Annotated in this window: 15 protein-coding genes and 1 pseudogene; 5 read left to right on the top strand and 11 right to left on the bottom strand. The window is 73.0% G+C overall.

The genetic code is table 11. The annotated features are described in order from the left end of the window. The gene (locus tag DDW44_RS22340; protein ID WP_108907498.1) at positions 1-729 is read left to right on the top strand and encodes an ABC transporter ATP-binding protein; all 729 of its coding nucleotides are present in this window, start codon (positions 1-3) and stop codon (positions 727-729) included. Then, complete coding sequence (locus DDW44_RS22335) at positions 711-1,847, top strand: hypothetical protein (protein ID WP_108907497.1); 1,137 nt, start codon at positions 711-713, stop codon at positions 1,845-1,847. Before DDW44_RS22340 ends, DDW44_RS22335 begins: the two co-directional genes overlap by 19 nt. Before the next feature lie 59 nt (positions 1,848-1,906). Here DDW44_RS22335 and DDW44_RS22330 read toward each other — a convergent pair whose 3' ends face one another. From DDW44_RS22330 to rlmN, 4 genes are all read right to left on the bottom strand, one after another. After that, entirely contained in the window at positions 1,907-2,938 is a 1,032-nt protein-coding gene (locus DDW44_RS22330) for an ABC transporter ATP-binding protein (protein ID WP_108907496.1), read from the bottom strand. Next, a complete protein-coding gene (locus tag DDW44_RS22325; protein WP_108907495.1) occupies positions 2,938-4,698 on the bottom strand; it encodes an ABC transporter permease in 1,761 nt (586 codons plus the stop codon). Before DDW44_RS22325 ends, DDW44_RS22330 begins: the two co-directional genes overlap by 1 nt. Beyond that, positions 4,674-5,771, bottom strand: coding sequence for a thiamine ABC transporter substrate-binding protein (locus DDW44_RS22320; protein ID WP_108907494.1), 1,098 nt, complete (start codon positions 5,769-5,771; stop codon positions 4,674-4,676). The genes DDW44_RS22325 and DDW44_RS22320 overlap by 25 nt, the downstream gene beginning before the upstream one ends. Before the next feature lie 334 nt (positions 5,772-6,105). Then, a complete protein-coding gene (rlmN, locus tag DDW44_RS22315) occupies positions 6,106-7,212 on the bottom strand; it encodes a dual-specificity RNA methyltransferase RlmN (protein WP_017947670.1) in 1,107 nt (368 codons plus the stop codon). Between the two features lie 265 nt (positions 7,213-7,477). Between rlmN and DDW44_RS22310 the strand changes: the two genes are divergently transcribed. After that, entirely contained in the window at positions 7,478-7,987 is a 510-nt protein-coding gene (locus DDW44_RS22310) for a hypothetical protein (protein ID WP_244224081.1), read from the top strand. A gap of 341 nt (positions 7,988-8,328) precedes the next feature. After that, positions 8,329-9,678, top strand: a complete 1,350-nt coding sequence (locus DDW44_RS22305; protein ID WP_108907492.1) for an FG-GAP repeat domain-containing protein — start codon at positions 8,329-8,331, stop codon at positions 9,676-9,678. Positions 9,679-9,815: 137 nt separating this feature from the next. Here DDW44_RS22305 and DDW44_RS22300 read toward each other — a convergent pair whose 3' ends face one another. From DDW44_RS22300 to rpsB, 6 genes are all read right to left on the bottom strand, one after another. Then, a complete protein-coding gene (locus tag DDW44_RS22300; protein ID WP_108907491.1) occupies positions 9,816-10,718 on the bottom strand; it encodes an alpha/beta hydrolase family protein in 903 nt (300 codons plus the stop codon). 783 nt (positions 10,719-11,501) lie between these two features. Further along, entirely contained in the window at positions 11,502-12,614 is a 1,113-nt protein-coding gene (locus tag DDW44_RS22295) for a phosphatidate cytidylyltransferase (protein ID WP_108907490.1), read from the bottom strand. Then, complete coding sequence (gene frr / locus DDW44_RS22290; protein WP_026165253.1) at positions 12,614-13,171, bottom strand: ribosome recycling factor; 558 nt, start codon at positions 13,169-13,171, stop codon at positions 12,614-12,616. Before frr ends, DDW44_RS22295 begins: the two co-directional genes overlap by 1 nt. A 183-nt stretch (positions 13,172-13,354) precedes the next feature. Continuing rightward, positions 13,355-14,137: a UMP kinase gene (gene pyrH, locus DDW44_RS22285; protein ID WP_037734681.1), complete on the bottom strand. Its 783-nt coding sequence runs from the start codon at positions 14,135-14,137 to the stop codon at positions 13,355-13,357. Positions 14,138-14,294: 157 nt separating this feature from the next. Then, positions 14,295-15,131 (bottom strand): translation elongation factor Ts, encoded by an 837-nt coding sequence (tsf, locus tag DDW44_RS22280; protein ID WP_017947648.1) that lies wholly within the window; start codon positions 15,129-15,131, stop codon positions 14,295-14,297. A gap of 102 nt (positions 15,132-15,233) precedes the next feature. Further along, a complete protein-coding gene (rpsB, locus tag DDW44_RS22275; RefSeq protein ID WP_108907489.1) occupies positions 15,234-16,136 on the bottom strand; it encodes a 30S ribosomal protein S2 in 903 nt (300 codons plus the stop codon). Positions 16,137-16,355: 219 nt separating this feature from the next. Here rpsB and DDW44_RS22270 point away from each other — a divergent pair. Further along, positions 16,356-16,787: pseudogene (locus DDW44_RS22270) on the top strand (peptidoglycan DD-metalloendopeptidase family protein); the annotation flags it as partial. A gap of 631 nt (positions 16,788-17,418) precedes the next feature. On the opposite strand, the gene DDW44_RS22265 reads toward DDW44_RS22270, so the two are convergent. Then, entirely contained in the window at positions 17,419-17,979 is a 561-nt protein-coding gene (locus tag DDW44_RS22265; protein ID WP_017947646.1) for a TetR/AcrR family transcriptional regulator, read from the bottom strand. Positions 17,980-17,981: the final 2 nt, after the last annotated feature.

Raw genomic sequence — 17,981 nt, 5'->3', positions numbered from 1 at the left:
ATGGTGGTCCCGCCGGACAACGATGTGCTCTGGGCGAGGTCCCTGAACCACGACTTCGGCGGCTCGCCCGCCCTCCGCGGAGTCTCCCTCGGGGTGCGCGAGGGCGAGATCCTCGCCGTGAACGGCCCGCGCGGCAGCGGGAAGACGACCCTGCTGCGCTGCCTGTCCGGCCAGATCGTGCCGCAGCAGGGCGAGGTGTGGTTCAACAGCACACCCGTCCACACCATGGGGGCACTGAACCGCGAGCGGCTGCGGCGCGAGCGCTTCGGCTGGATCGGCCCGGAGCCCCAGCTGGTACCCGAACTGACCGCCTGGGAGAACACGGCGCTGCCGCTGCTGCTGCGCGGCTCCTCCCACCGCAAGGCCAGGACCACCGCCCTGGAGTGGATGGAACGGCTCGACATCGGCCGCTGCGCCCGCAAGCGCCCCCGGGCCCTGCTGCAGTCGCAGCGGCAGCGGATCGCGCTCGCCCGCGCCCTGGTCACCACACCCGCGGTGCTGTTCGCCGACGAGCCGACCGCGACACTGCACAGCGCCGACCGGGCCCAGGTGCTGCGCACCCTCACCACCGCCGCCCGGTCCCACCGCATCACCCTCGTGCTCGCGACCCATGACGAGGAGGTCGCCACGCTCGCCGACCGCGGGGTGACGCTGGTGGACGGCCGGCGCGTCACCCCGACGCAGGACGCGGACACGGAAGGCCGGGCCGAGTGCTCGCTCTCCGTCTGAGCCGCGGCTCCCATCCGCTGGTCCTGCTGCGCCGGCTCCTGGTGGCGGCGGCCTCGGCGGGCGTCGGCTTCCTCCTCCTGTGCACGCTGTCCTACGCGGTGTCCGGTCCGCACCCCGCCGATCCGGCGGCGCAGCGACTGGCCTGGTGCCTCGCCCCGCTGGCGGCCACCGTCCAGTTCGCGGTGGCGGTGGCCCGTACCGACCCGGGCACACGGCCGCGCCAGGGCCTGTCCGCCGTCGGGCTGGGACCGGTCCGGATGAGTGCGCTGGCCGCCGCGTCCACCGCCGTGTCCGGTGCCCTCGGCAGCGCGGTGGCCCTGCTCCTCTTCCTGCACCTGCGCGGCGACCTGAGCGGAACGCCGTTCGACGGCGATGCGGCGGAACTGCTCGCCGCGGGCGAGGCGCTGCCGCTGGGCGCGGTGTTCCTGCTCCTCGCGCTCGTCCCGGTCCTCGGGGCCGGGGCGGCCGCGCTCGCCCTCCGTCCGCCCCGCAGGAGGACCGGTGAACTCCCCGGCGACGAGCCGGAGCACACCACGGGAGCCCCCGGCGGCCTCCCCTGGGGCGTCGCGCTGACGGCCGTGGGCGTCGCGGTCGAGGCGTACACGGCCCGGGGTGCCGGAAGCACCGGCGGCGCCCCCGGCGGGGTGCTCGCCGGCTGGACGCTGACCGCGGTGGGGCTGGCGACGGCCGGCCCCGGCATCGTCCATCTGTGCGGGCGGGTACTGCAGTCCGTACGGCCCGGAGCGATGCGCCTGCTCGCGGGGCGGGCGCTCATGGACGACGCACGCCGGATCGGCCGCCCGCTCGGGGTCGTGTGCGCCGTGGTGTCCACCCTGATCGCGGCCTCCGCCCTCGCCGGGGAACGTCCGCAGCCCTTCGGCCCGCTCACCGCTCTCGGGGCGGTGCTCGTCGCGGCCTGCACCGTGGCGGCTCTGCTCACCTCGGCCGTGGAGGCGCGGCAGGCCCGCGCGGCCACCCGGGCGGGCCTGCTGGAACTGGGCGCCTCCGCGTCCCTGCTGCAGGCCACCGCCCTGCTCCGGGCCGTGGTCCTGCTCGCGGTCTTCGCGCCGCTCACCTGGGCGGTGGCGGAACTGGCGGCCCTGCCGCTGCGGCGCTGACCGGGGGGACGGGGAGGTCGGCCCGGCCGCCCGGGGAACGGGCCGCCGGCCCGGCCGGATCAGGCGCCGGTGCCGGGCCGCAGGACCACCACGTCCTCCGCGGCGAACACGGCCCCGACCTCCGTTCCCACCTCGGGAGCGTCCCTGAGTCCGCACTCGGCCTCCAGTGGCGGCGCGTCGTGCGGCCGCAGCCGCACCGCGACATGGTGGCCGCGGAAGGTCAGCGACTCCACCACGCACGGCAGTCCCGCGCCGCTCGGCCCGAGCCGTACCGCGGACGGCCGCACCAGCAGCCGGCAGGCCCCCTGGGGCGAGCCCGCGGGGACCGGGACGCCGCCCCAGGGGGTGGCGGCGGTGCCACCGGTCACCGTCGCGGGCACCACATTGGCGAAGCCGAGGAACCGGGCGACGAACTCGGAGGCGGGCCGCTGCCACACGTCCCGGGGCGTACCCGACTGGGCGACCCGCCCGTCCCGCATGACCACGACCCGGTCGGCGAGCGCGAAGGCCTCCCCCTGGTCATGGGTGACGGCGAGCACCGTCGTGCCCAGCCGGCGGAACACCGCACGCAGTTCGACGACGAGCCGTTCCCTGAGGGTGCGGTCGAGCTGGCCGAGGGGCTCGTCGAGCATCAGCAGCCGGGGCCTGGGCGCCAGCGCCCGGGCGAGGGCGACGCGCTGCTGCTCCCCGCCGGACAGCGCGCCGACGGCCCGCCTCGCGGCGCCGGGGAGGCCGACCAGCTCCAGCAGCTCCTCCACCCGCTGCCGCTGCTCACCCTTCGGTACGCCGTGCATCCGCAGGCCGAAGGCGACGTTGCCGCCGACGTCGCGCTGCGGGAAGAGCTGGTGGTCCTGGAACATCAGGCCCACCCCGCGCCGGTGCACCGGCACCCCGGACTGGTCGGCGCCACCGAGCAGGACCCGGCCGCCGTCCAGTGGCTGCAGTCCGGTGACGGCCCTCAGCAGGGTCGACTTGCCGCTGCCGCTCGGCCCGAGCACGCACACGATCTCGTGGTCGGCCACCTCCAGATCCACCGCGTCCAGCGCCGCCCGCCGCCCGAAGCGTACGGTCGCGCCCTCCAGCGCCAGCATCAGAACTCCCCTGCGGAACGGTCGGGGCGGAGCCGGTCGAGCAGCAGCAGGGCCACCGCGCAGACCAGCATGAGGATCGTCGAGAGCGCCATCGCCTGCCCGTAGTTGAGTTCGCCGGGACGGCCGAGGAGCCGGGCCACGGCGACCGGGAGCGTCGGGTTGTCCGGCCGGGCGATGAAGACGGTGGCGCCGAACTCGCCGAGCGAGACGGCGAAGGCGAAACCGGCGGCGACCAGCAGCGCCCGGCGCACCAGCGGCAGGTCCACCTCGCGCCACACGCGCAGCGGCGAGGCGCCCAGCACGGCCGCGGCCTCCCGCAGCCGTGCGTCGACGGCCCGCAGCACGGGCAGCATCGTCCGCACCACGAAGGGCACCCCGACCAGGGCCTGCGCCAGCGGCACCAGGATCCAGGAGGTGCGCAGGTCGAGCGGTGGTTCGTCGAGGGTGATGAGGAAACCGAAGCCCACGGTGACGGCGGAGACTCCGAGCGGCAGCATCAGCAGCGCGTCGAAGCCGCGGACGACCCGGCCCGCCGTGGGGGCTCCCCCGGAAGCGGTCCGGGGGAAGGCGAGCGCCGCGGCCGCGAGGGAGCCCACGAGGAGCGCGACGGCGGTGGCGGCGAGCGCGTACTGGAGGGAGTTCCACACCGCCTCCAGCGGCGGGACGAGGAACGTGCCGCCGCTCGCCTCGGCCGACTGCAGGGCCCGGTAGAAGACGAGGCCGTACCCGCCGGGCCCGTCGAACGACCGCTCCACCAGCACCGCGAGCGGTGCCGCGATCAGCAGTCCGACCGTGGCGAGCACGGAGCCGAGCAGGGCCCGCTGCGCGGCGCCCCTCGGGCGGTGCGCGGTGTGCGACGGATCGACGAGCCGCAGCGCGGTCTCCCGGCGCCGCACGGTCCGGGCGTGCACGGCGAGGATGCCGCCGACGGCGGCGAACTGCACCAGGGTCAGCACGGCGGCCGTGGACAGGTCCAGCACCTGGGCGGTCTGCCGGTAGATCTCCACCTCGAGCGTGGTGTACGCCGGGCCGCCGAGGATCTGCACGACACCGAACGAGGTGAAGGTGAAGAGGAACACCATCAGCGCCGCGGCGGCCACGGCCGGGGCCAGCGCGGGCAGCGTGACACGCCGCCAGGCCGTGAAGCGGCCCGCGCCGAGCACCCGGGCCGCCTCCTCCTGGCGGGGGTCGAGCTGGGCCCACAGGCCGCCGACGGTCCGCACCACCACGGCGTAGTTGAAGAACACATGGGCGAGGAGGATCGCCCAGACCGTGGTGTCGAGCCGTACGCCCCACAGGTCGTCGAGGAGCCCGCCACGGCCCAGGAGGGCCAGGAAGGCGGTGCCGACGACGACGGTGGGCAGGACGAACGGCACGGTGACGACCGCCCGCAGGAGTTCCTTCCCGGGGAAGTCGAGACGGGCCAGGACGTATGCGCCGGGCAGCGCGATCAGCAGGGTCAGGCCCGTGGAGGCGACCGCCTGCCAGAGGGTGAACCAGAGCACCCCGAGGATGTCGGGGCGGGCGACGACCTCGGCGATCTGGCCGAACCGCCAGGAGTCCCCCTCCCGCAGCCCGCGGCCGACGATCGAGGCCACGGGATAGGCGAAGAACAGGGCGAAGAACGCCACCGGCAGGGCCAGCAGGGCCGCCCGTGCCGCGGCGCCGCGCAGGGACGCCTTCCCGCGCGGGAGCCTCCTCCCGCGCGGGCCGGCGCTCCCGCCGGACGCCTCCGCTACTTCAGGACGAGCGAGGACCACGACTGGATCCACTGGTCGCGGTTCTCGGCGATCTTCTCCGGGGCCATCGTCCGCGGCTCGGCGATCACCTCACCGAACTCGGTGAACAGCGGGGGCAGCTTCGCGTCCTCGGCCACCGGGTTCACGAACATGGTGAGCGGCATGTCCTCCTGGAACTTCCTGCTGATCAGGAAGTCCAGCAGGGCCTTGCCGCCGGCCTCGTTCCGGGCGCCGTCGAGCAGGCCCGCGGCCTCGATCTGGCGGAAGCAGGTGCCGGTGGAGACGCCGGTCGGCGCCGTCTTCGGCCGGGGCTCGGCGTACAGCACCTCGACCGGGGGGCTGGAGGCGTACGAGACGACGAGCGGCCGGTCGCCCTTGGCCGCCCGCCCGCCGGCGGAACCGGAGAACTCCTGGTTGTAGGCGATCTCCCAGCTGTCGACGACCTTCACGCCGTTCGCCCGCAGCTTCTTCCAGTAGTCCTGCCAGCCGTCGTCCCCGTAGGCGGCGGCGGTGCCGAGGAGGAAGCCGAGGCCGGGCGAGGATCGCTCGGGGTTCTCGACGACCAGCAGGTTCCGGTAGGCGGGCTCGGCGAGGTCGTCGAGGGTCTGCGGCGGGGCGAGCTTGCGGTCGGCGAAGTACTTCCTGTCGTAGTTGACGCAGATGTCACCGCTGTCGACCGGCGTGACCCGGTGCTTGCCCGGGTCGAGCCGGACGGCCTCGGGGACCCGCTCCAGGCCCTTGGCCTCGTACGGGGTGAAGAGGCCGTTGTCGAGGGCCCGGGAGAGCGTGGTGTTGTCGACGCCGAAGAACACGTCGCCCTGCGGGGAGCCCTTGGTGAGGATCTCCTTGTTGAGCGCCTCGACGGCGTCTCCGCTCTTCAGCACCTTGACCGTGTAGCCGGTCTGCTCGGTGAACTCCTTCAGCACGGCGGGCGAGGCGTTGAAGGAGTCGTGGCTGACCAGCGTCACGGTCTTGGAGCCGCTGCCGTCCGCTCCGGCGGAGCCGTCCCCCGAGCCGCCTCCGCAGGCCGCGAGGGTGGTCACGCCGAGGGCCGCGGCGAGCGCGCTGACGGCGATCTTCTTGGTGGTGCTCACTGATTCCTCCTGGGCATGACCAGGAAGAGACGCGGCCCTGCCCGGCTGCGGGATCCTCGGGATCCAGGAGCCGGGCAGGGCGCAACAGCTTGAGTCTCGTCCGAACTTCCTACCCGGAATGACCCGGGCGAGGTTCAGAGGGTCTGCGGTCTGACGGTCACCGCACTCTCAGCGCTGTGGCGCTCCCCTGTCGGAATATGCAGATGTCCGGGCCAGCGTACAGCGGCACGCCGGGAGCTCCGCAGGGCCGGGGCGGTCCCGGGGCCGGCCACCGGTGCGCCGGCCGGCTGGGTGCACTGATCACGAGCGTGGTCGACGCCTGTGATCGATACGCCTAGCGCTCGGATGCGGCGAGCTGCCCGCAGGCCCCGTCGATCTCCTGGCCGCGGGTGTCCCGGACGGTGACCGGAACGCCGTGGGCGGCGATGGCCTCGATGAAGGCCTTCTCGTCCTCGGGCCGGGAGGCCGTCCACTTGGAGCCCGGGGTCGGGTTCAGCGGGATCAGGTTGACATGCACCCGCTTGCCCTTGAGGAGGCGCCCGAGCAGGTCGCCGCGCCATGCCTGGTCGTTGATGTCGCGGATCAGGGCGTACTCGATCGAGATGCGGCGGCCGGACCTCTCCGCGTACTCCCAGGCGGCGTCCAGGACCTCCCGCACCTTCCAGCGCGTGTTGACGGGTACCAGGGTGTCGCGCAGTTCGTCGTCCGGGGCGTGCAGGGAGACGGCGAGACGGCACTTGAAGCCCTCGTCGGCGAACCGCAGCATCGCCGGGACGAGGCCCACGGTGGACACGGTGATCCCGCGCTGCGACAGGCCGAGGCCGTCGGGCTCGGGATCGGTGAGCCTTCGGATGGCCCCGACCACCCGGTTGTAGTTGGCCAGCGGCTCGCCCATGCCCATGAACACGATGTTGGACAGCCGGGCGGGACCTCCGGGGACCTCGCCGTCGCGGAGGGCCCGCATCCCGTCCACGATCTGGTGCACGATCTCCGCGGTGGACAGGTTCCGGTCGAGACCGGCCTGGCCGGTGGCGCAGAACGGGCAGTTCATCCCGCAGCCGGCCTGTGAGGAGATGCACATCGTCACCCGGTCCGGGTAGCGCATCAGCACCGACTCGACGAGCGTGCCGTCGTGGAGCCGCCACAGCGTCTTGCGGGTGGTGTCGTCGTCGCAGGAGACGTGCCGGACCACGGACATCAGGTCGGGCAGCAGCTCCGACGCGAGCCGCTCCCGCGCGGCCGCGGGGATGTCGGTCCACTGCTCAGGGGCGTGCGCGTAGCGCGCGAAGTAGTGCTGCGACAGCTGCTTCGCCCGGAACGGCTTCTCGCCGATCGCGGCGACGGCGTCCTTCCGCTCGGCGGGCGTGAGGTCGGCGAGGTGCCGCGGGGGCTTCTTGGCTCCGCGGGGGGCGACGAAGGTGAGTTCTCCGGGCTTGGGCATGGTCGTACCAGTGTCGCAGATCGATGCGGGTGGCCTGCGGCCGTCGCCCGCTTGCGACCTCGCCCGCTTGCGACCGTCGTCGGCGGGCGTCACCGGTCGCCGAGCCTGGCGCACGGTAGCTGCCCGCGGCTTCCCGGTGTGCCTCTGTGGCCGGGCACGTGGCGGGCACGGCCGTCCCCTCGGCCCAGACGCACCGGGCCGGTCCGTCCGCATCACCCCTCGCATAGTGTGGCGGCACACCGCTGCCAGCACGGGGGGACACGGCGTGGATCGAGGACGGGGCCGGCGTATTCGGCGTGCGAGGCTGCTCGGTGCCGCCACGACGGCACTTCTCGCCGTAGTGGCGGTGGTCGGCACCGGGATCAGGGCCGACCTGCCCTGGTGGGCGGTGGCGGCTGCGGCATTGCCGACGGCAGGGCTGGGCGGCTGGACCGGGGCACAGATCGGCAGACAGCGTGGTATCCGCAACGAGGTCCTGGAGCCCGGAGAGACGGTGCTCGACACGTACACCGTTCGCCCTCCGTACACCGAGCACACTCCGCCGGCGGCTCACGAAGGGCCGCAGTACCAACTTCGCGTGACCACGCGCAGCCTGGAGATGTGGGAACGCTCCGCCCTGCTGTGGCGGCACCCATGGCCGGAGCTGCGTCTGGTCATGGTCGGCCCGCGACTGCACATCCAGCACGGAGGCCGCGACGCCGGGACGATGCTGCTGGAGCAGCCGGGCGCCGCTCAGGAGATATGCGGCGTCGCCAGGCGGTACGGGGTCAACTGACACTCTGCTGCGTCCCCCCGCGCGGTCGCGTCCCGGGCAGCGGTGTGCGCCCGGGCAGCGGTGTGTGGGCTGCCACCTGGGCGGCGTAGCGGCTTTGGGCGCTGGCTGCCTGGCCAATTGACCGGGGCCCGTACGCCGGTCGCGCATCGGGCCGTCCGCAAGAGCCGCCCACGATGGCCCGACGCGGGCCCCGATCCCGGAGGCTCCCCCCGCAGCGGCCACGGAGACGGCGGAGCCGAGGGCCGGGCGAGGCCCGCGAGAGCCCGCGTGGCATGGAGCCCGGCATCCGCCTCGGCTACGCTCGAATGAGTGTCATGGACACCACAAAGCGAGGTGCTGGGATGCATGCGCTGCTCCGATCCGCACTGGCCGTGGTCATCGCCCTGCCGCCCCTGGGTATGGCCTCCTCAGGCCGGCCGTCGCCCGCCGCTCCCGCGGCCGTCTCCTTCTCCCCGCACACGGTCGACGGGAACCTGGCCGGCGCGGCCTTCGCCGTGGCGAGCGACGTCCGGGGGGACGCCCGCCAGGAGATCGTCGCCACGGGATTCGGTCACTTCACCACCGTGCCGGGCGGCCCGCCGGTACCTCCGGCAGCCGGCCGGCTCGCCCTGTACCAGCAGCGTGGGCCCGGCCTCGGGTCGTGGTCGAAGCGGCTGGTGTTCGACACCGACGCCAGGATCCCCTTTCCCAACGAACCGAACGTGGCCGACGTCGACGGCGACGGCGACCGCGACATCGTGGTGCCGGGCGGGTTCTTCGCCTGCACCTCCCGGTGTGGATCCCTGACCTGGTGGGAGCAGCGCGCGGGCGGCACTTGGCGGCGCCACGACATCGTGCCGCCGGGCAGTTCACCGCTCTTCTACCACCGCGCCCTTCTGGTCGACTTCGACGGCGACGGCCGGCGGGACCTGGTGACCGTCGGGGAGTCCCTGCAACCCGTCTCCAGGATCGAGGGCCTGCCGCCGGCCAGCGCCTGGGCCCAGGTCTTCCGGGGCACGGACGGCCCCGAGCGCTTCAGCCGTGAGCCGATCGACCTCGCCCCCGGCGGCGGCGCGCTCCCCGTCGTGGCGGACGTCGACTCCGACGGCGATCTGGACCTGGCCTCCGCGCAGTACTTCGAGCCGGGGGCCGCGTTCGTCTGGCTGGAGCGCACGGACGGGGTGAGCCGGGAGCATCCGATGGGCCGGTTCACGACCCACGTCATCGACAGCACCCAGGGCAAGGCCATCCAGCTGCGGCCGGTGCACGACCTCCACGGCGACGGGCGGACGACCTGGGTCGGCTCCAACCACACCAACACCGCCTTCCCTCCGGGTTCGACCGACCCCGCCTCGCAGGTGGTCTCCTTCGGCGTTCCCGCCGACCCGCGCTCCCGGTGGACCCCTACTCCCCTCTCGAGCGGCATCACCGCACGGGGCCGGGCCGGTCAGGGGGCACCCGGCGTGTTCGGCAGCGGTGATCTGGACGGCGACCGCGACATCGACCTTCTGGTGTCCGGCGACGGCGACGACCGGCTGTTCTGGCTGGAGCAGAAGGCCGGCCGCGCGTTCGAGACGCATGTCCTCGCCACCGGCGCCGGCCAGGCGGGAGGCGCCGTGGTCACGGATCTCGACCGCCGCCGGCCCCTGCGGAACGAGGCAGTGTTCACCGTGTTCGAGTCGGACAGCGTCACCGTCTGGACCCGCGACTGACCGTCCGTGCCGGCCGTCCGTGCCGACCGTCCGCGGGGTCGGCACCAACCGTGCGACGGTCGCCGCGGAACCGCCTGCCCGGCCTGCCGGGGCGCCGAGGCGCTGCGGCAGGCCGGGCGGTGTCATTCGACGGCCGGCTACGGCTTCGCGGAGTAGACGACGCCGGGAAGGTTCTGCGCGGCCGGCCCCCAGACCTGGTCGTACAGGGTCCGGTCACCGGCGAGGGTGTAGAGCAGATACGCCGTGGTGACGCCCCGTGTGAGTCTCTGCTGGGTGGCGCGGTCGATCGATCCGCTGTCGCAGCCGAAGCCCGAGGTGTCGACGAAGCCGCAGTGGAAGCCGCCCGTGATGACGCGGAGCTGGGTGGGGGCGGGCTTGGCGTCGTACATCTTCTGCTGGTGACCGGCCACACCGGCGATGGAGTCGGCGCTTCCGCCGACGAACTGGGCCGGTATGCGCAGGCCGCCGGAGGCGGTGACCGCGGACGGGTTGGTCTCGGCGGCCGCGAGTGTGGAGACGCTCTTGACCGCCGTGCTGCGGGCGGACGCGAGCAGTGCGGCGCCGCCTCCCATGGAGTGTCCGGAGAGGCCGAGGCGATCGACGTCGATGGCACCGGCGAAGCGGGAGCCAGGGGTTCCGTTCTGGGTCGTGAGCCAGCTCAGGGACGCCGCCAGGTCGTCGGCGAACCCCGAGTGGCTGGGGAAGAGGCCGCCCTGGCTCTTCGGCGCGACGGCGACGAAGCCCCAGGATGCGTAGTGCCGCAGCAGACTCTGGTACTTGGAGATGTCCTGGAAGAAGCCGTGCCCGAACGCGAGCGCGGGATGGGCACCGGGAGCGACCGGCGTGTCGGCGCCCGCCGACGCACTCGGGTACCAGACCCGCGCGCCGAACGAGCGGCCGGACGCGGACACGGTCAGGTCGGTGTAACCGACGGCGAACGAACCGGGCGCGGACGGGTCCACCGCCGCCGCCTTCGGATGTGCGCCGGCGGACGGGACGGGTGCGCCGGCGAGCAGGGCCGCTGCGAGCACGAGCGGCATGAGAACGGCACGTACGGGTGCTGGTAGCACGATGTCACCCTTTCCATGGCAGGACGCGTGCTTTGACGTGAACATGACACTTCGAACGCCGCTTCCGCCGGTCGTCAAACCGACGGGAGCACGGGGAGTGTCTCAATGATTGAGATACTTGGCTATCGAGTCTGCACGGGGAATGTTCCGGCGCTGCACGGCACCTGCCGTACCGGCTCATCTCGACTGAAGAAGCGCCGACGGGCCGCGGGAGGCCGGGGGCCGGGGCCGGGCGGAGACCGTCGGGCCACCGGACGGCTCAGGCCGCGAGCGGTGTGCGCGCCAGGCTGAAGCTTTCCGGCCCGGAGTCGCCCGGGCCGGGAGCGGTACGGGCGGGCGGACACGCCGGGCCGGGCAGGGCAAGGCAGGTCCGCTCCGGGAGGAGTGCGGGCCGGGAGCAGTACACAGGTGGGCGGCAGGCGCCGGGCCGCGAGCGGTACGGGCGGCGCCGTACGGAGAGAGGCCCGGGCGTCCGGTCGGCTCCGGGGCGGCCGTCGTGCCGTCCTCCCCGAGGGCGGCGGCCCGGCTCGGCGGGGGGCCGGACGCGGTCCGCCGACCGCGCTGGGCTCCGGTCCTGCCGGCTACGGGCTCCGGCACCGTGGCCGCGTCCGGTCGCTGCGGCCGGTCGCCGGGATGCCGGTCAGCGCTGACGGCCCTGCCCGGTGTCGAACCGGCCCTCATCCCGTCACCTGCCCTGATCCCGTCACCGGCCCGGACGGCGCTCATGCCGCGTCCGGACCGGCACCACCCGGATCAGCCGGCGCCGACGAACACCACGAACAGCAGCCACACCACCGGCGCCGTGGGCAGCAGCGAGTCCAGCCGGTCCATGATGCCCCCGTGACCCGGCAGCAGGGAGCCCATGTCCTTGATGCCCAGGTCCCGCTTGATCATCGACTCACCGAGGTCGCCCAGGGTCGCGCTGACCGCGACCGCGAGGCCGAGGACCAGGCCCTGCCACCAGGTGCCGCCGTCGATCATGAGCGGCATGCAGACGGCGCCCGCCGCCATGCCGAACGCCACGGCGCCCAGCAGTCCCTCGCGGGTCTTCCCGGGGCTGATGCGCGGCGCGAGCTTGTGCCTGCCGAAACGCCAGCCGATCGCGTACGCGCCGGTGTCGCTCACGACCGTCAGCAGGAGGAACGTGAAGACCCGCTGCGGGCCGTCCTCCGCGGTGAGCATCATCGCGACGAACGTGGCGAGGAACGGCACGTAGAACGTCGCGAAGAGCCCGGCCGTGACGTCCCTGAGGTAGCCCTCGGGCGGCTCGGTCATCCGCCAGACCAGCACCGCCAGGGCGGTGAGGGCGGTGGCGACCCACGCGCCCTCGGCGCCCCGGACGTAGCCGGCCACGACCATCGCCGCGCCGCCCACCGCGAGCGGCACCAGGGGGGCCCTGATGCCCTTGCGCTCCCGGAGGCGGGAGGTGAGCTCCCACAGCCCGACGACCACGGCGACGGCGATCACGCCGACGAACACGGACTTGACGACGAACAGAGCCGCGACGATCACCGCACCGAGCCCGACGCCGACCCCTATGGCAGCACGGAGATCACGGCCTGCGCGCTTCTTCTGCGGCGGCTGCGGCTCCGACGGCTGGGGGGCCGCAGGCGGCGGAGGGGTGGGCATGGGCTCCTGCGGCATCTCGTCGCGGACCGGGGGGCCGCTCAGCCGAGCGGCCCCCCGATCACGGTCTTCGCGGTCTGCGGCGTCTCTCCCTGCGTCGGGATCACCCGGCACGATGGGCATGGGCCGAGTCTGCTGGGTACCAGGCTCATCGTATGCGGGACCCGCCGGGGCAGCCCCCTGGTCGGGCGGGCCCCAGTAGCCGGTGCTCGTCGGGGCCCCCCGGGAAGAGTCGTTCATCAGACCTCGAGCAGCTCGGCTTCCTTGTGCTTGAGCAGCTCGTCCACCTGCGCGACGTACTTCGCGGTGGTGTCGTCGAGCTCCTTCTCCGCACGGCGGCCCTCGTCCTCGCCGACCTCGCCGTCCTTGATCAGCTTGTCGATGGCCTCCTTGGCCTTGCGGCGCACGGAGCGGATCGAGATGCGGGAGTCCTCGGCCTTGCCCTTGGCGACCTTGATGAACTCGCGGCGGCGCTCCTCGGTGAGCTCGGGGAACACCACCCGGATGATGTTTCCGTCGTTGCTGGGGTTGACGCCCAGGTCGGAGTCGCGGATCGCCTGCTCGATGTTGCGCAGGGCGCTCTTGTCGAACGGGGTCACCACGGCCATGCGCGGCTCCGGCACCGAGAACGAGGCCAGCTGGTTGATCGGCGTCAGCGCGCCGTAGTAGTCGGCCACGATCTTGTTGAACATCGCCGGGTGCGCACGCCCGGTGCGGATCGCGGCGAAGTCCTCCTTGGCGACCACGACGGCCTTCTCCATCTTCTCCTCGGCCTCGAGGAGGGTCTCTTCGATCACCACTTGCTCCTGCGTGTCTTGGTAGTCCCGGCGTGTACGAATGGCGACCCGGCCCGGCCCCCTGGAGCGGGTCCGCGGGCCGGTCCGAGCCACGCGTACGACGCCTGCGAAAGTTGGCGGCGCGTCTCCCCTGCACGGTGTCCGACCGGCAGGGCTTTGTCCATCCCGGGGCGGCGCCCCGGGTCAGGCACGGGTGCCCTGGTCGCTCACGAGCGTGCCGATCTTCTCACCCCGGACGGCCCGAGCGATATTGCCCGCGGCGAGCAGTTCGAAGACGAGGATCGGCAGGGCGTTGTCGCGGCAGAGGGTGATGGCGGTGGCGTCGGCGACCTTGAGGTCGCGGGCGAGCACCTCCCCGTACTCCAGGGCGTCGAACTTCACCGCGTCCGGATTGGCCTTGGGGTCGGAGTCGTAGACGCCGTCGACCCCGTTCTTGCCCATCAGCAGCGCCTCGGCGTCGATCTCCAGGGCGCGCTGGGCCGCGGTGGTGTCGGTGGAGAAGTACGGCATGCCCATACCGGCGCCGAAGATGACGACGCGCCCCTTCTCGAGGTGGCGCACCGCCCGCAGCGGAATGTAGGGCTCCGCGACCTGGCCCATGGTGATGGCGGTCTGGACGCGGGAGTCGATCCCCTCCTTCTCCAGGAAGTCCTGGAGGGCGAGGCAGTTCATGACCGTGCCGAGCATGCCCATGTAGTCGGAGCGCGCCCGGTCCATGCCGCGCACCTGCAGCTCGGCCCCGCGGAAGAAGTTGCCGCCGCCGATGACCACCGCGATCTGCGCGCCGTCACGGACGACCGCGGCGATCTCCCTGGCGATGGCATGGACGACGTCGGGGTCGACGCCCAGGCCGGTGCCGCCGGAGAAGGCCTCCCCTGACAGCTTCAGCATGAAGCGGCCGGCTTTCGTGCCGGTGCGGTCGCTCTTGTCGTCGGCGGCCGGATTGGCGTCCGCGCCCTTGTTCATGGAGATCTCCTCGTGCACATACGAAGAAGGCCATTGCCGGTGGGTGCTGGTGTCCCTGCGGCAATGGCCTCCTCGTCAGATCTGCGGTCGTCCGGCGTCACGCGGCCGACGACTGCGGGAAAACCCTATCGGGCTCCCGTGTCGATCGCGTACCGGCTCAGATGCCGACCTTGATGCGCGAGAAGCGCTTCAGGGCGACACCGGCCTCGTCCAGGATCTGCTGGACGGACTTCTTGTTGTCCAGCGCGTACGGCTGGCCCAGGAGGGTGGCGTCCTTGAAGAAGCCGTTGAGGCGGCCCTCGACGATCTTCGGCAGGGCGGCCTCGGGCTTGCCCTCGGCGCGGGTGGTCTCCTCGGCGACGCGGCGCTCGGACTCGACGACCTCGGCCGGGACGTCCTCACGGGACAGGTACTTCGGCGCGAAGGCGGCGATGTGCTGGGCGACGCCCTTGGCGACCTCGGCGTTCGGCTTGTCGAGCTCGACGAGGACACCGATCTGCGGGGGCAGGTCGGGCATCGTGCGGTGCATGTACGCGGTCACGTAGGCACCGGAGAACTGCGCGAACCGGTCCAGGACGATCTTCTCGCCGAGGTTGGCGTTGGCCTCGTCGACGTACGCCTGCACGGTCTTGCCGGGCTCGATCTCGGAGGCGAGCAGGGCCTCGATGTCGGCCGGAGCGGTGGCGGCGACGTGGGCGGCGAGCGCGCCCGCGACGGCCTGGAACTTCTCGCCCTTGGCGACGAAGTCCGTCTCGCACTTCAGCTCGACGATCACACCGGAGGTGCTGTCGTCGGCGATGAGGGAGACGACGGCGCCGTTCTCGGCGGAGCGGCCCTCGCGCTTGGCGACGCCCTTCTGGCCCTTGATGCGCAGGGCCTCGACGGCCTTGTCGACGTTGCCGTCGGCCTCGTCGAGCGCCTTCTTGCAGTCCATCATGCCCGCGCCGGTGAGCTCGCGGAGCTTCTTAACGTCAGCGGCGGTGTAGTTCGCCATGTCTGTGAATCTCTCTGAAGTCGAAGAGCTGAGGTCGAACGATCTACGGGCCGACGGCGGGGGCTTCATGGGCCCCCGCCGCCGGCTACCGGAACCTGGGTGTCAGGCCTTGTCGGCGTCCGCGGCCGGAGCCTCGGCAGCGGCGTCGGCCGCCTGCTCGGCGTCGGCCGGCTTCTCGGCGTCGGCCGGCTTCTCAGCCTCGGCGGCCGGGGTCTCGTCGGCCTTCTTCTCGCCCTCGAGCAGGTCGCGCTCCCACTCGGCCAACGGCTCGCCGGCGGCCTTCTCGCCCGGCTTCGAGTCACCGGTCGCGACGCCGGAACGGGCGATGAGGCCCTCCGCGACGGCGTCGGCGATCACGCGGGTGAGCAGGGTGACGGAGCGGATCGCGTCGTCGTTGCCCGGGATCTTGTAGTCGACCTCGTCCGGGTCGCAGTTGGTGTCGAGGATCGCGACGACCGGGATGTGGAGCTTGCGCGCCTCACCGACGGCGATGTGCTCCTTCTTGGTGTCGACGATCCAGACGGCGCTCGGAACCTTCTGCATCTCGCGGATGCCACCGAGGGTCTTCTCCAGCTTGGCCTTCTCGCGCGAGAGGACCAGGAGCTCCTTCTTGGTGAGACCGGAGGCGGCCACGTCCTCGAAGTCGATCGCCTCGAGCTCCTTCAGACGCTGAAGGCGCTTGTAGACGGTGGAGAAGTTGGTGAGCATGCCGCCGAGCCAGCGCTGGTTGACGTAGGGCATGCCGACGCGGGTGGCCTGCTCGGCGATGGCCTCCTGCGCCTGCTTCTTCGTGCCGACGAACATGATGGAGCCGCCGTGCGCGACGGTCTCCTTGACGAACTCGTAGGCGCGGTCGATGTACGACAGCGACTGGAGCAGGTCGATGATGTAGATGCCGTTGCGCTCGGTGAAGATGAAGCGCTTCATCTTCGGGTTCCAGCGACGGGTCTGGTGACCGAAGTGGACGCCGCTCTCCAGCAGCTCCCGCATCGTGACGACGGCCATGGCCGTATCTCCTTGAGTTTTCCCGGTTGTGTCCTGACGCCCCGGCGCGCCGTGCCACAGGGGACCGAGAGGCGCGGCCACCGACCGATGACGAGGGTGGTGGCGGGGCGTGCGAAGTCGACCCGGGTGACCCGGATCGCCAGAAGAAGTGTACGGGACCGCGGGGGTGCCGGGTGACGGCGATGTCCACAACCGGCCGGTCGTCCACAGATCCGGACCATGATCAGCGCGGCGATGGCCGGTTGCGGGACCGTCGGCGTCATGAATCGCGTACGAGCAGTCGTGACGACGGCGCTGGCGGCGGTGCTGCTGGTCCTGGTCTCCCCGGTGGCGGCGCGGGCGGCGGTCTGGCCGGTGGGCCCGCCCCGCCCCTCGGTGGTGCGGGGCTGGGCACCGCCGCCCTCCCCGTACGGGCGGGGCCACCGCGGTGTGGACCTGGCGGCGCCCCCGGGCACCGAGGTGCGCGCCGCGGCGCCGGGCCGGGTGTCCTTCGCCGGGCCGGTGGCGGGGCGCGGAGTGCTGTCGATCGAACTGGCGGGTACGGGCGGCCTGCCGCTGCGCACGACCTACGAGCCGGTGCGCCCACTGGTCCGGCCGGGTGCCCTGGTGTCCGAGGGGCAGGTGGTGGCGGTGGTGGCGGAGGGTTCCTCGCACTGTCCGCCCGGCTGTCTGCACTGGGGACTCCGGCGCGGCGACGAGTACCTCGACCCGCTCTCCCTCCTGCCCGCGTCGGCCCTGCGCCGCGGCCCGTCCCGGCTGCTTCCGGTGTTCGGCGTACCGGGGCCGCCGACGGCACCCGGGGGAGCGCTGCCGGCACCGGGGGGAGCACTGCCGGGGCTCGCCGAGGTGTCGGCCGCTCCGTCCCGGGCGGGCGCGGACGCGGTCCAGGCCCTGCTGCTGGCGGCGGCGATCGCCGCCCACAGGGCGCCACGCCACCGGCGACGGCCCGGCCCGGCCCGCAGGAGGGAGGGCAGACGCTGCTCGTGGGCGGGCGCTGCGGAGCCGCGCACCGGCCGCGGCGCAGGGGGCGGGGCGGGAACGGCGCAGTGGGCACCGGAGCGACGCAGTGGAGCGCGGCACGGGCACCGAGTGCGCAGGAATGGCACGGGCACCGGGGTTGGTACGTGGGGCACGGGCACCGAGTGCGGCAGGAATCGCACGGCACCGGGCCGGCACGTGGCGTACGGCACGGACTCGGGCGCGGGAGGGCACGGGCACGGAGTGCGGCCGGAATCGCCCGGGCACGAGGCCCGCAGGTCCGGCAGAAGGGGTCGGTGCGGGCTCAGGCTCCCCGGACCCCGCGGAGCGCCATCGAGACCGCGGCCTCGGCGATGGCGGGGGGCTCCTCGGCGGCGCCCAGCTCGATACGGCGCACCGCGGCGTCCACGACCCCCTGGAGGAGCATGGCCGCGAGTCGGGGATGCTGGTGCCCCAGCTCCCCGAGCGCCTCCACGATCATGGCGACCAGCCCGCCGTGCGCGGCGCGGATCTTCTCCCTGGCGCCGTCGTCCAGCTCGCTCGCCGAGATCGCGACGACCGCCCGGTGGCGCCGGTCGCCGACGAGCTCGAGCTGACGGCGCACATAGGCCTCGACCTTGCCCTCGGCGGTGTCCGCGGCCGCCATGGCTGCCTCCACCTCCGCCGCCCAGACGGGGAAGTCGACGGCGCACAGCTCTTCGACCACCGCGGCGCGGGAGCGGAAGTACTCGTAGACGGAGGATCTGGCCAGGCCCGTGCGCTCGGCGAGGGCGGGGAAGGTGAGCGCCTCCGTCCCCCCTTCGGACAGCAGGGAGCGTGCGGCGTCCAGCAGAGCGGCGCGCTGCATGGTCCGGTGCTCGGCCACGG

The sequence above is a fragment of the Streptomyces tirandamycinicus genome, assembly GCF_003097515.1.
Classification (GTDB): domain Bacteria; phylum Actinomycetota; class Actinomycetes; order Streptomycetales; family Streptomycetaceae; genus Streptomyces; species Streptomyces tirandamycinicus.
The sequence above is the reverse complement of the archived record's forward strand: the minus strand, read 5'-3'. Positions and strand labels throughout refer to the sequence as shown.

Excerpts from the sequence above, each read along its gene's own strand:
- DDW44_RS22340 (WP_108907498.1), top strand. The coding sequence starts at position 1 with ATGGTGGTCCCGCCGGACAACGATGTGCTCTGGGCGAGGTCCCTGAAC.
- DDW44_RS22330 (WP_108907496.1), bottom strand. The coding sequence starts at position 2,938 with ATGCTGGCGCTGGAGGGCGCGACCGTACGCTTCGGGCGGCGGGCGGCG.
- rlmN (WP_017947670.1), bottom strand. The coding sequence starts at position 7,212 with ATGCCCAAGCCCGGAGAACTCACCTTCGTCGCCCCCCGCGGAGCCAAG.
- DDW44_RS22305 (WP_108907492.1), top strand. The coding sequence starts at position 8,329 with ATGCATGCGCTGCTCCGATCCGCACTGGCCGTGGTCATCGCCCTGCCG.
- DDW44_RS22300 (WP_108907491.1), bottom strand. The coding sequence starts at position 10,718 with ATGCCGCTCGTGCTCGCAGCGGCCCTGCTCGCCGGCGCACCCGTCCCG.
- DDW44_RS22295 (WP_108907490.1), bottom strand. The coding sequence starts at position 12,614 with ATGAACGACTCTTCCCGGGGGGCCCCGACGAGCACCGGCTACTGGGGC.
- pyrH (WP_037734681.1), bottom strand. The coding sequence starts at position 14,137 with ATGAACAAGGGCGCGGACGCCAATCCGGCCGCCGACGACAAGAGCGAC.
- tsf (WP_017947648.1), bottom strand. The coding sequence starts at position 15,131 with ATGGCGAACTACACCGCCGCTGACGTTAAGAAGCTCCGCGAGCTCACC.
- rpsB (WP_108907489.1), bottom strand. The coding sequence starts at position 16,136 with ATGGCCGTCGTCACGATGCGGGAGCTGCTGGAGAGCGGCGTCCACTTC.